At 74.7% G+C, this 13,258-nt stretch carries 6 protein-coding genes; 2 read left to right on the top strand and 4 right to left on the bottom strand.

Annotated features, from left to right (window positions below; genetic code table 11):
- Window positions 1–81: 81 nt before the first annotated feature.
- The 3 genes from ACGF7U_RS14655 to ACGF7U_RS14645 all read right to left on the bottom strand — a co-directional run bounded on the left by ACGF7U_RS14655 (window position 82) and on the right by ACGF7U_RS14645 (window position 8,381).
- Window positions 82–1,905, bottom strand: a complete 1,824-nt coding sequence (locus tag ACGF7U_RS14655) for an exo-alpha-sialidase (protein ID WP_393106606.1) — start codon at window positions 1,903–1,905, stop codon at window positions 82–84.
- A gap of 178 nt (window positions 1,906–2,083) precedes the next feature.
- Complete coding sequence (locus tag ACGF7U_RS14650) at window positions 2,084–8,182, bottom strand: DNRLRE domain-containing protein (protein WP_393106604.1); 6,099 nt, start codon at window positions 8,180–8,182, stop codon at window positions 2,084–2,086.
- Window positions 8,183–8,258: 76 nt separating this feature from the next.
- Window positions 8,259–8,381 (bottom strand): hypothetical protein, encoded by a 123-nt coding sequence (locus ACGF7U_RS14645; RefSeq protein ID WP_393106602.1) that lies wholly within the window; start codon window positions 8,379–8,381, stop codon window positions 8,259–8,261.
- Window positions 8,382–8,557: 176 nt separating this feature from the next.
- On the opposite strand from ACGF7U_RS14645, the gene ACGF7U_RS14640 reads away from it, so the two are divergent.
- Window positions 8,558–11,404 (top strand): BTAD domain-containing putative transcriptional regulator, encoded by a 2,847-nt coding sequence (locus ACGF7U_RS14640; protein ID WP_393106600.1) that lies wholly within the window; start codon window positions 8,558–8,560, stop codon window positions 11,402–11,404.
- Window positions 11,405–11,975: 571 nt separating this feature from the next.
- Here ACGF7U_RS14640 and ACGF7U_RS14635 read toward each other — a convergent pair.
- Window positions 11,976–12,533, bottom strand: a complete 558-nt coding sequence (locus ACGF7U_RS14635) for a CGNR zinc finger domain-containing protein (protein ID WP_393106598.1) — start codon at window positions 12,531–12,533, stop codon at window positions 11,976–11,978.
- Window positions 12,534–12,649: 116 nt separating this feature from the next.
- On the opposite strand from ACGF7U_RS14635, the gene ACGF7U_RS14630 reads away from it, so the two are divergent.
- A complete protein-coding gene (locus ACGF7U_RS14630; RefSeq protein ID WP_393106596.1) occupies window positions 12,650–13,114 on the top strand; it encodes a VOC family protein in 465 nt (154 codons plus the stop codon).
- Window positions 13,115–13,258: the final 144 nt, after the last annotated feature.

The raw sequence follows: 13,258 nt of genomic DNA, 5'->3' as shown, positions 1-13,258 counted from the left end.
CGACGCGCAGCCCCGAGGGGGCGAGTGCCGTTCGGCACTCGCCCCCTCGGACGGGCCGCGTCGGCGTGCCGACGCGCGCGGTCACGGCTGGCGGATCGTGTCCAGGGGTAGCCGGATGCGCAGCCCGTCGGTCAGGGGGCTGTTCGCCGTGTACAACGAGCTGATCTCGGCCGGGGTCAGCGCCCGGTCGTAGAGGCGTACCTCGTCGAGGGCGCCCCGGAGGCGCTGCGCGCCGTCGAGTCGCTGCCCCAGGTGGATCTGGAACGGCCGCCTCGGGCTGACCGAGCCGAGGCCGGTGACGTCGACCGAGCCGACGGCGGCGCCGTCGACGTGGAGGGTCAGGGTGCCCCCGGAGCGGCGCAGCGCGAAGTGGTGCCAGGCCTGGTCGTCGTAGGCCCGGGTGGAGGTGAGGGTGAAGCTCGTCTGGCCGCTCTGCGCCCAGGCCCGCAGCTGGCCACTCGCTGGTTCGGCCCGCAGCCACAGCTGCGAGTAGACCTCCCCCTGGTGGTAGGCCCACAGCAGCGCCTGGGTGCTGTCGCTGGCGCCGTAGCGAAACCAGCCGGTCCAGGTGAAGTCGTCGTCGCTGACGGCCAGGGCCTCCGCGAACGGCAGCCGGACGTGGTCGTCCACGCCGTCGAGGTTGACCGCTCCGCCGAACCGACCGGTCACCCGGGTCGCGCCACCGTGCAGGTAGGCGTCGAGCCCGGCCGGGGAGAGGTCCGCGGTGGTGGGCTTCCCGGCCGAAGCGGCGTCGGGCAGACCCAGGTCGGCCTCCGTCAAGGTGGTGAACCAGATGTACCCGTGCGACCAGGACCGCGCCCGCTCGTACGCCAGCCCCACGGTGTCGCGGTTGACGAGGGTCATGTCGCTGTAGGCGGCCATCCCGGCGTAGACCAGGGTGCCGCCCGCCGGGTCCACCCACTCGGCGCCACCCTTGTAGGTGCTGCGCACGGTCAGCCGCTCCCGGGTCTCGGCCTGCCGGGTGGGCGCCGACAGCAGCACCCGGTTGTAGCGGTCGCCGCGGTCCGTCGCCCGCAGTTCCAGGGTGGACGCCTGCACGGTGGGTACCGCGAGGCCGGCCTCGGTGGCGCCGGCGTGGAACGGTGTCGAGAAGGTCAGCCCGCCGTCGGTGGAGGTCGCCGAGGCCACCGTCGCCGGGTTGGCGCCGTTCTCGTCGCGGGCGAAGGCGAACAGCGCGCCGTCGGGGCGTTCGAAGACGGACAGTTCCTGCACCCGCAGGTCGGGGTCGGCGCTGTGGTCGGAGGCGCCGAGTTGCCAGGTGGTGCCGCCGTCGTCGCTGAAGATCAGGGCGCCGCCCTTACTGCCGTCGGCGGCGACCGAGTAGTTGGTGCCGATCACCAGCCGGCCGGCGTGCGCACCCCTCGTCGTCTGGATGCCGTGTCCGGGGCCGGTGGCGTAGCCGGACCAGCTCGGCTGCTTCACCGACGCGGTGATCTCCCTCGGCGCGGTCCAGGTGGCTCCCTGGTCGTCACTGTGCTGCACCCACACCGTGCGGTAGCCCCGGGTGGTGACCAGGCTGATTCGTCCGGTGCGGGCGTCCACCACCGGCACCGGGTTGTGCGCGGTGCTGGTCCGGCCGGCGTGGACCACCGCCGGCGCCGACCAGGTCCGGCCGCCGTCGCGGGAGCGGACCAACACCACGTCGTGGGCGCCGGTGTCCGCACAGTCCGGCGTGCGGCCCTCGGCGAAGAGCAGCAGGGTGCCGTCGGTGGCCCGGACGAGCGCCGGGATGCGGTAGCAGGCGTAGCCGTGGGTGCCGGGGGACAGGACGATCCGCCCCTCGGCGACCGCGGCGACCGCCGGGTCCGGGTCCGTCACCACCGCCCAGGCGAGCAGCAGCGCCAGCGCGGTCGGGATCCCGAGTAGCCGGTTCAGGAGGGGCATCACTGTCTCACTTCCGTTCGTCGACCGGCCGCGCGGCGTGCCGGCCGGTGCTGGTCCTGACGGTCCTGCGGTCGATGCCTGGCGACGCCCCGACCGGTGCGGTCCGAAGCGCTCGTCCTCCGGCCCCCGCGGGCCGAGCCGGCAGGTGCCGACCCGGCCCGCCGGTGTCATCCGGCCGTCACCATCGGCCGCGTGACCACTTCGTGTACACGTAGGCGAAGCAGCCGGCGTAGCCCCACGCCCGCGCCTTGCCCCGGAACGCCCGACGGTTCTTGATGGTGTCCGCGACGACCCCGCCGAACGCGCCGTAGGCGCACGCCTTGCCGTAGCGCTTGCCGCGGCTCGTCCACTTCTTGGTGAAGCGGTGGAACTTCTTCGCGCCGGCGTTGAGCCAGCAGGTGCCGCACCACCGGACCCTGCCCGAGCCGCCGCTGCGGTTCCAGCAGTACTTCCACACGCAGATGCGCTTACCGTCCAGGTCCAGCTTGTTGGCCGGGTCCGCGCAGGTGTACTCGTAGCGGCCGCAGCTGCCCCCGTAGACCGGGTCCACCTGCAGGAACCGGCCGGTGACGGTGTTGTAGAGCCGGACGCCCATCAGCACCAGCCCGGACGGGGCGTCGGCGGCGCGGAGCTTGCCGCCCAGCCAGCCGTACCGGCGCTCGCCGGCGCCGTCGGCAGGGACGCCGTACTCGGACGCCTCACCGGCCGTGGTCAGGCCCGCGTCGTCACCGTGGATGGTGGCGACCACGTCGCCGTGCAGGTTGGTCAACTGCCAGGCCACCGCGCCGGCGGCGCTGTCCCAGATTCCAGCCAGCTCCGCCAGCCCGGCCACCGGCCGGGTGTGGTCGGTGGCGTTCTCCTGCGTCCACGCCGGCGTGTCCTCGTCGCCGTCGTAGTGGTGCACGGCGGTGACCGTCGCGCCGCCCGCCGTGTCGGTCCACGAACGGACCCGCTCGCCGTCGACGTCGAGCCGGTAGTCGGTGCTCCGCCCGTCCTGGGTGATCGTGTCCACCAGGTCGGTGACGTGATAGCCGACGGTGGCCGCCCCGCCGGCCGGGTTCCCGGTGTCGACGGCCGGCACGCTCGTCGTACGGCCCAGCGAGTCGTAGGCGTAGCCGGCGGTGGTGGCCCGGTCGGCGGTGTCGTAGTCCCAGGTGCGTGTCGTCGCCGGACTCGTGGCCTGGCAGCCGCCGTCGTCGGCCGGGCCGTACTCGGTGCCCGACCGGCGGTTGCTGGCCGCGTCGAAGTCGTACGCCCGGGTGGTGCAGGCGTTGCCAACGGTGACCTCGGCCCGGGTGAGCCGGCCGACCTGGTCGTAGCGGTACGACCGGTGCGACAGCGTGTTGACGATCTCCCGGGCCTGGCCGTGCGCGGAGCGGTCCACCGACTCGCGGAACAGGGTGCAGTCGGTGGCGGCGCAACCCGGCCGGGTGTACGCCACCGCGACCGGCTCACCGTTCGGGTCGATCTGCCGGCTCACCGCGACACCGTTGGGCCAGTTCTCGGCGACCAGGGTGCCGTCCGCGTCGTAGCGGCCGGTGAACAGGCCGGCCTGGCTGTCGTGCACGGAGGTGAGCAGGCCGCGCCGTTCGGTGCCCCCGTCGTAGGTGTGCACCCTCGTGCCCCGCCCGTCGGTGCTGGTCGCCACCCGGCTGCGCAGGTCGTACGTGGTGGTCGAGACGTTGCCGTCGGCGTCGGTGTACGACGTCAGCCGGCCCAGCGTGTCGTAACCGCGCACGATCTCGGCGACGACCGCGCCCCCGCTGACCGACTGGGTCCGCAGCAGCAGCCCGGAGACCGGGTCGTACACCTTGCGTTCGGCCGGCACGGCGGTGCCGGAACCGGCCGGACCCGTCACCGTCGTCTCGTGTTCCCGGCCCGCCGCGTCGTACGTGGTGGTGGTGGTCCGCAGCACCCCGGCGCTGGTGCGTTCGGTGACCGTCCGGGGCTGGTGGAACATGTCGTAGGTGGTCACGGTCGTCGGCACCTCGGGCCCGTCGGCCGGCTGCCCGCCCGGCTGCACCCGGCAGGGCAGGTTCGCCCACTCCGGTCGCAGGTCGCACTCGGCGTGCCCGGAGCCGGCGGTGGCCCGGTAGACGATCGTCCGGCGGGTGGCCGGGGTGTCCGTCGAGGCGCCACCGGCCGCCGTGGTGGTGACCGTCTCCACGGCGGTGGCCGGGTCGTAGCTGCTGCGCACGGTGTGGGCGAGCCCGCCCGGGTCCGCGGTGGTCACCGTCGGCTGGCGCAGCGCCCAGTCGTAGGCGGTGCTGGTGGTGCGCTTGTCGGTGTCCACCTCGCCACCGGTCGGCCCCCAGTGCCGGACCAGGTCCTCCCGGCTGGTGGGCAGGTGGTACGGGCCGCCGGTCGACGGCGCGCCCTGGTCGTAGGCGTTGCGGGTGAGGGGCCGGCCGAGGACGGTGGCGCCGTTGGGAAGCACCACCTCACGGCGCGGGGCGAGGGTGGACAGCAGCCGCTGCCCGTCGTCGGACCAGACCTGTTCGGTGGAGTGGTCCAAGGCGAGGCTGCTCTCCCGCTCCGGGGTGTCGTCGGGCGCGTCGTCCAGCGCCCGGGCCCGGTTGGCGGCGGTCAGCGAACGGGTCACGTTGCCGTGCGCGTCCCGCCAGGTGGCGGTGACGTGTCCGCCGGGGGCGGCGGTGTTCACCTCCCGGGCGTTGGCGTCCAGGTAGGTCACCGACGCGCGTTCCCAGTTCGACGGCAGGGCGCCGGTCGCCGGGTCGCCCGAGGGCACCTGGTCGGCCGGGAAGACCCCCGTGGCATCGGTCGGCGCCTCGGACTGCCCCCAACGGGCGGTCTGGGTCGGCGACAGGTCGTACGGCGCGCCGCCACCGGAGACCGGCACCCGGTAGACGACCGTGTCGGTGGCGGTGCCGGCGGCGAGCGCGGAGCGGCTCACCTGGTGCAGCCGGCCGATCCCGGGGTCACCGGGGACGGTGGTGTACCGGAACCGCCACGACTCCTGACCGGGCGGGGTGATCGTGGACAGCACCCCGTCGGCGTGGTAGCCGTAGGTCTCCCACTGGTGCCGTACGACACCGCCGTCGGTGCGGTCCCGCCGGGGGTCCCACCGCGCCCGCAGTCGGCCGGCGTCGTCGTAGGCGTAGCGGGCCAGCGCCACGGTCCGCATGCCGGGGGTGGCCTGGTCCGGGTCCCACGCGGTGAAGGCGATCTCCCTGACCCGGCCGAGGTAGTCGCCCCAGGCGTCCTCTCCGCCGCCGGTGGCCGTGGTGGCGGTCGCGTAGCGGAACACCAACGCGCGGCAGCCGCGGGTCAGCGTCGTGCAGTTGACCCCGTCGGGCACCGGCGCGAGCATCCGGGTCGGGCGCAGCACCTCCTGCCCGTTGAGGGTCACCCGCTCCCAGCTCCAGGTGGTGGTCTGGTCGCTGCCCGGGGTGCGGGTGGCGGTGGGCACGTACCGGCCGGCGGTGGCGCCGGTGATCCGGGTGAACGTCACGGCGGTGCCGTCGGTGTCGGTCAGGGTGTAGGTGTCGGTGGCGGCGGTGTGGGTCAGCTTCAGCGTCTCCATCCCGACCTCGGGATCGAAGGCGGTGGCGGTGCGCCGGGAGAAGCCCACCGTGTCCCCGTCGGCGGTGCCGACCTGCACCAGCGAGCCGTACACGGTCAGTCCGGTCCAGCCCGCGTCGGCCTCCTCGACGGCGGCGCCGGACACCCAGCCGGGGCCGAACATCGCGGCGGCGTCCGTCTGGGCCGAGCGCCGGCTGTGGTAGGTGCGGCCGACGGTGAGGTCGCTGCCGTAGGCGTCCACCGACACGTCGGTGTCGGTGACGGAGAAGTCGCCGGTGATCAGGTTGACGGTGCCCGGCCCGATCTCCTCGGTGGCGGCGGTGGCCCGGTCCCGGTCGAAGGTGATCCGGACCGCGCCGGACGCGCCGGCGGTGCCGCCGACGAAGGTGCCGCGCAGTTGCAGGGGGCCGTCGCGGGGGACCGCCTGCGTGTCAGCGCCGGCGAGGGTGGCGGCCACGTCCCAGTTCAGCTTCGGGAACTGGCCGCCGCCGCTGGTCGGCAACGGCCAGGTCACCGCCCCTCCACCGGCGGCGACCGTCACGTGCGAGGTGGGGATGTCGACCCACGCGTCGGTGTCGGCGCGCCGCCACTGGTACGTCACGCCGGTGGCCGTGGACCGGCCGATCCCGGTGATCGCGGTCTTCGCCGCGGTGATGTCGCCGGTCCGCGGGCCGGTCAACGCCCCACCGCCCACCGAGAAGGGGTAGGCGCGCAGGGGCGACCGGTTGCCGGCCCGGTCGCGGGTGCGCACGTACAGGGTGTGCGGGCCGTCGGTGGCGGGAGTCAGCGACAGGGTCACGTTCGCGCCCGGTGTGGCGGCGTTGGCGACCTGGTTCGGCGGGTTGGTGTCGAGCCCGTACTCGTAGGCGGCGACGTCGGCCACCCCGGCGGCACCGAGGGTGAAGCTGCCGGCGGTGCCGGCTGCCCCGGCCCACTGCCCGGCGGGGTAGGCGGTCGAGGAGACGGTGGGCGACGCCGACGGGGCGACGGTGTCGACGGTGAACTCGCACCACGGCGACCAGGCGCCGGCCTCGGCGCCGTCGCTGCCGCGCACCCGCCACGCGTAGCTGCCGTCCTCGACGAACGCCCCGGCGGGGACGGTGGTCGACAGCCAGGAGCCGGACGCGCCCGGCCCCTCGGTCGCCGACCCGATGAGCGCGCCCCCGACGGCGTGCCACTCGAAGGTGGCGTGGACGGATGACCCGTCGGCGTCGGTGACCTGGGCCCGCAGCTGCGGGGTCAGGCTGGCGACGTACGGCCGGTCGGCGCCGGTGGCGCAGACGGTGGACGGCGCGGTGGCCTGGGTCGTGACGGTGGTCTTCGACTCGTAGGTCAGGGTGACCTTGGGCGGGTTCGCCCCCTCGGCGGAGTGGAACCTCTTCCAGCTGTAGCTGTCGGTCTCGCTGGTGGCCCGCAGACCGATGTTCGAGGTCTGCCAGCGTTCCTCGGCGGTCCTCTGGAAGGCGAGGGTCACCGGCACGCTGACCCAGCCGTCACCGCAGGCGGTGCTGAACCCCTTGGTCGCGGTGGAGGTGCCCGCCTTCGCCAGCCAGGCCGGCTGTGCGGTCCACCGGGCGGTGTTGTTGACCGGGTTGACCTGCCAGGCCTCCCAGGACCGGGCGGAGCAGGAGTAGGAGTGGTGGTTCCACAGGTTGAGGGTCGCGGCCGTGACCCGCTTGTCCCACAGCCAGGACAGGTTGTGGAAGCTCAGGAACGACCGGGCCTTGGTGGAGCCGCCGTCGTGGGTGCCCAGCTTCAGCTCCGTCGCCGTCGACTGGTCGCTGGTGTAGGTGTTCTGCACGAACGCGTCGAAGTTCGGGCCGAGGCTCTGCGACGGGTCGATGACCACCGGGTAGGTGGTGGCCGGGTCGGCGAGGAACTTCGCGTCGGGGGTCAGCACCACCGCGGACTTGGCGCCGGTGCCCTCGTGCCGTACGCCGACGGCCGCGCGCCGGGTGCGTTCCCCGGAGGCCGGATCGACCCGGGAGTCCCACATCAGCGCCGGGAGTTGGCGGGCCCGCGTCGCGGTCGCGCGCGCCGTACCGGCGGTGCGCCACGGCATGCGGATCTGCCGGACCTGGGCGGCAGCCTGCCGGTTCTTGACCACGAGCGTCTGCTCGTAGCCGGTGCGGGTCGCCGTCACGACCAGGTCCACCCCGGGACGGACCTCCGGGTAGGTGGCCGTGGCGCCGTCGAGGGTGGGCTCGGGCAGCCGGCCGGACCAGCCGAGGCTCGACCGCTGGCCGCCGGTGCCGAGCTGGATCAGTTCGTGTTCGCCGGCGCCGGCCGGCCCGGACAGCTTCAGCCCGTACGGGTGCGCCGTCGGCGTCACCGAGCCGTCCGGGTTGCGCCGCAGCCTGGTGTCCACATCGACCCAGTCGCCGTTACCGCCGCGTACGCGCACCGGCCCGGCGCTGATCTCCGCCTCGACCTCGCCGCCGGGCAGCGCCCAGAACTGGGTGGTCGCGGTGGTCCGGCTGCTGATCAGGACGCGCTTGCCGGTCAGCCGCGCGGTGGCCAGCGCCGCCGGCTCGTCCGACCGGGCCAGCGGACCGTCGGGCTCCCCGGCCGGGGCTGTCGGTCCCTGCGGCGCCGCCTGCGCCGGTGGAGCCTGCGCCGCCGCGCCGAGGCCGGCCGCCAGCACGGCGCACAGCGCGGTGGCGACGAGGCGGCCACCGCCGCCGGGACGCCCGGCCCGAAGGGGCCGGTCCCATCTTCGTGTCTGTCTGTCCACCACGACCTCCTGGGTGATCCGTCGGCGTCTCTCGCCGCCGGTGCCGGCCCCTACCGGCGACGCCGCTCGCTCCTGGTCAGGCGGGGTGGGGCGTCTCCGCCAGCAGGCGCGGCGCCGCGCCCGCCACCGTCCCGCTGCGCGGGTGGGTGGCGGAGTCGTCGACGGCGCGGACGTCTCCGTGGATCAGGGGCGGCGCCACGGTAGGGACGGGCGCTTCGAAAACCCTTCGAACGGCAGGCCGGGCGGCCCGGCCGATGAACGGCCGAGGGCGCTCGGGTGACCGGCGGCAGGCGTGCGGGTTGCCGGTGCGGCGGTGTGGCGCGCGGCACCGCGAGGGGGACAACCCGTCGAGGAAAGACGATCCATAGTGGGGGCATGGACGACCGGAACCAGGGTCGGCGTTACCACCTGTTGGGGCCGGTGACGGTCCACGACGGCGGGGTGCCGGTGCCGTTGGGCGGGCCGAAACCCCGCACCATCCTGGCCGCGCTCCTGCTCAACGCCAACCGGGTGGTACCGGAGGAACAACTCATCGCCCTCACCTGGGGGGAGACCTGGCCGGCGACGGTGCGCGGCCAGGTGCAGGTGTACGTGTCGGGCCTGCGCCGGTGGCTCGGGCCGGCGACCATCGTCCGTCGCCCACCCGGCTACCTGATCACCGTGCGGCCCGGCCAGCTCGACCTGCACGACTTCGACGAGGCCGTGGCCCGTGCCCAGCGGGAGACCGGTGATCCGGCCGCGCGGGCCGACCTGCTGCGCCAGGCCCTGGCCGGGTGGCCCGGGCCGGAGCTGGGCGGCACCACCGAATATCTGCGCGCCGCCCGCGGCCCCGAGCTGCGGGAACGTCGCCTCGTCGTGGCCGAGGAGTGGTATGACGCCGAGCTTGCCGCCGGTCGGCACGCCGAGGTGGTGGGTCCGCTGCGGCAGGCGGTGCAGGCTGAGCCTTTCCGCGAACGGCTGCACGCCCAGCTGATGCTCGCCCTGCACGGCTGCGGGCGCACCGCCGAGGGGCTCGAGGTCTACGCGGCCGTTCGGGCCCGACTCACCGACGAACTCGGGGTCGATCCGGGTGCCGTGCTGCGCCGGGCGCAGCAGCTGCTGTTGCGCGGCGACGAAACGGAGGGCGGCGGGCTGCCGGTCACCGTGCCCCGGCAGCTCCCGGCCGAGCTGCCGGGCTTCGTCGGTCGTGCGGAACAGCTCGCCGACCTGGACGCGGCCGCGCGTTCCAGGACCGGAGCCCGGATCGTCGTGGTGACCGGCACCGCCGGAGTCGGCAAGACCGCGCTGGCGGTGCGGTGGGCGCACCAGGCGCACGCGCGGTTCCCCGACGGGCAGCTCTACGTGGATCTGCGGGGCTTCGATCCCGGCGGCCCGGCCATGACCACGGCCGAGGCGGTCCGTGGCCTGCTCGACGCGTTGCAGGTGCCGGCCGGGCGGATCCCGGCCGGTCTGGACGCGCAGGCGGGCCTCTACCGGAGTCTGCTGGCCGACCAGCGGGTGCTGGTGGTGCTGGACAACGCCCGCGACGCCGACCAGGTGCGTCCACTGCTGCCCGGAACGGCGTCCTGCTTCACGCTCGTCACCAGCCGGGCCGACCTCGCCGGACTGGTGGCCGCGGAGGGGGCGGTGCCGGTGCCGCTGGACCTGTTCTCGCCGGCGGAGGCGTACCAGATGCTGACTCGGCGGCTCGGCGTCGACCGGGTGCGCCGGGATCCGCAGGCCGTGCGGGAGATCATCGACGCCTCCGCCCGGTTGCCGCTGGCCCTGGCCGTCGTCGCGGCCCGGGCTGCCGGCCGGCCCTCGTTCCCGCTGACCGCGCTCGCCGCCGAGCTGCGCGCGCACCACCGCCTCGACCGGTTCGACGGCGGCGGTCCCCGCAACGATCTGCGTACCGTGCTCGCCGTGTCCTACCGGATGCTGGACGACAGCACGGCGCGGGTGTTCCGGCTGCTGGGGCTGCATCCCGGGCCGAGCGTCTCGGTGGCCGCCGCGGCGAGCCTGGCGGGCGTCGACGAGGGGGAGGCCCGCCGGGCGCTGGTCTCGCTCACCCGCGCCCACCTGCTCGACGAGCCGTCCCCGGGCCGGTACGGCATGCACGACCTGCTGCGGGCGTACGCCGCCGAGCTGGTGCGTACCCGCGACGACGAGGGGCGGCGGCGGGCGGCGACGCACCGCATGCTGGACCACTATCTGCACACGGCGCTGGCCGCGGACCGGTTGCTGAATCCTCGCCGGGACGCGATCGCGCCGGTGCCGCCGCGCTTCGGGGCCCGCCCCGAGACGCCGGCCGACGCCCCGACGGCGATGCGGTGGTTCCGGGCGGAGCACCCTGTGCTGGTGGCCCTGGTCCAGTCGGCGTCGACCGGCTTCGACACCCATCGCTGGCAGCTGGCCTGGGCCCTGGTGACCTACTTCGACCGGCAGGGACACTGGGACGATTACGTGGCGGTGCATCACGCGGCGCTCGACGCGGCGGAACACGACGCGGACCCGCTGCCCCGGGCGCACGCCCTGCGCCATCTGGGCCGTGCCTACAGCCGGCTGCGCCGGCTGCGCGAGGCGGACACCCACCTGCGCCAGGCGCTGGCGCTCTACCAACGGCACGGTGACGACGCCGGGGCGGCGCACGTGCACGGGAACCTGTCCTGGGTGGCGGAGCGGGAGGGCCGTTCCCGCGACGCGCTGCACCACGCCCGGGAGGCCATGCTGCGGTACGAGCGGCTCGGCGACCGGGCGATGACCGCCAACGCCCTCAACACGGTGGGCTGGCAGCGCGCGCAGCTGGGTGAGCTGGAGCAGGCCTTCGCCGACTGCCGGGCGGCGCTGGCGCTGCTGCGGGAGGCCGGCGACCGGTTCGGTGAGGCGGTGACCTGGGACAGCCTCGGCTACATCCACCAACGGCGGGGCGAGCCGAGGGAGGCGGTGGCCGGTTACCGGCGGGCGCTGGAACTGTTCCGGGAGGCTGGCGACCTCAGCAACGAGGGCCAGACCCTGCGCAAGCTCGCCGCCGCCTACGACCTGGCGGGCGAGCCGGCCCTGGCGCGGCGGTCCAGGCAGGAGGCGCTGCGTATCTTCGACGGGCTGGGACACCCTGACGCGGGCAAACTGCGCGCCGAACTCGACGGGAGCGCGCAGACCGCGGGCAGGCGGCGGGCCGACGACGCGGGCCAGGGTCCGGCGCACGGCGCCGCAGGCCCGGGTCGCCAGACCGACGCCTCGTGACGGATGACCGGCGGGCGCACCGGGCGCCCGTGCGGGAGGCGGCCGGGCCACCCCCGCCGCGGTCGCGGACGTCAGGCGGGCCCCGCGGCGGCCTCGCGGGCCTGACGGCTCCTACCGGTCTCGAGCACGATCAGCAGGCCGGTGAGCGCGACCAGCGCCGAGGTCAGGCGGTGGGGCCGTACGCGGCGGTCACGGAGCTGTGGTGGGCCAGGACGTTGGTCATGTCGCCGAACGGGACGACGGCCTCCGTCAGCAGGACTCAGCCCCGGGGCCCGGCGGTGCCCGTGATCAGCAGGATCCCGACGACCGGTCCCAACCCGATGTCGCGGATGACTTAGGACGGGGAAGCCGCCGCCGTCGCCGGCGGGGCACGCGGGCAGGCCGGAAGTTCGGGGCGGACGGCTGCGCGCCCGACCGGCCACCAGCGCGTACCCGCCGGCGCGGGCGGCCGCCACCGCGCGGGGGCTGTGCTCGTGGGCACCGTCGACCTTTCCTGTGCCGCGTACAGGTCGGCGAGGAGCGTCGGGGAGCGTCAGGGCCTCGATCCGGCGTGCCGGTGCACGCCGGCCGCTCAGTTGACCGGGCGCCGGACGCGGGCGTAGTGCCTGGCGGCCTTTGCCCGGTTGCCGCAGCCGGCCATGGAGCACCAGCGCCGATTGCCCTTCGGGCTGGTGTCGTAGAAGTGCAGGACGCAGTCCGGGTGGGCGCAGCGCCGCAGCCGTTCGGGGCGCTGCGCCAGCAGCGTGAGGTAGTTGTCCGCCGCGTGCCAGGCCGCCAGGTGTGCCGGGTCGTCGACCCGCACGATGCTCGCCGGACCGCCCGGCCCGACGCTGCGCGTGATGTGCCCCCAGGCGAGTACGGCATTGAGGTCTGCGAGCGCCGCCGGCGAAGTCGGGTCGGTGAGGTGCGCGCGGATCGCCTCGCGCGTGACGAGCAGTGCCTGGCGGACCGGCTCGGTGGCCGGGTGGTGGGAGTGGTTGTTGCTGGCCAGCCACAGCCGGGTGCCCGTCAGGTCGCCGAGCAGGTCCTGCCCGCCCTCGGCATCCACCCAGATCGTGTTGAGCAGGTCCAGGCTGAGCGGTTCGCCGATGAGCGGACGCGGATCGCGCGGTGGTTCCTCGCCACTCATGGGACCACCCTAACCCATGAAGGGGGTTTGACGGGTTGTCCTCTAACCCTTAATCTCCCAATCACAGGTTAGGTAGCGCCGGGTGATCCGGCGCGCCCCGCTACGGAGGAGTCCCCATGACCACGATCGCCGCCCCGACCGACCTGAAGACCGGGCACGTCGGGCTCAACGTCACCGACCTGGCGCGCTCGGTCGACTTCTACCGAACGGTGCTCGGACTCGAGGTGCAGGCCGAGGGCAAGGAGGAGGGACGGCTCTTCGCGTTCCTCGGCCGCGACGGGCGAATGCTCGTGGCGCTCTGGCAGCAGTCGGACGGCCGCTTCCCCACCGACCGCCCCGGACTGCACCACCTGTCCTTCCAGGTCGAGACGATGGCGGAGGTGGAGGCCGTCCAGGAGACCCTGCGAGGGCTCGGCGCGCAGTTCGCCTACGACGGTGTCGTCCCGCACGGCGAGGGGGCGAACTCGGGCGGCGTGTTCTTCGTCGACCCCGACGGCATCCGGCTCGAGGTGTACGCGCCGACCGGCGCGGACCCGACGGCCGCCCCGGTCAGCGGCGTCCCCACCTGCGGCTTCTTCTAGGCCGACCGGTGGTGGGGGGCCCCGGGGGGGGGGGGGGGCCCCCCCCCCCCCCCCCCCCCCCCCCCCCCCCCCCCGCGGCCCCGGGGGGGGGGGCGGCGCCCCCCCCCCCCCCCCACGGGGGTACGCCTCACCGCAGGCGGTTAC

This window comes from Micromonospora sp. NPDC047670 (assembly GCF_043204915.1).
Lineage (GTDB): Bacteria > Actinomycetota > Actinomycetes > Mycobacteriales > Micromonosporaceae > Micromonospora.
Note: the sequence above shows the minus strand (reverse complement) of the source record. Positions and strands in the feature narration are given on the sequence as shown.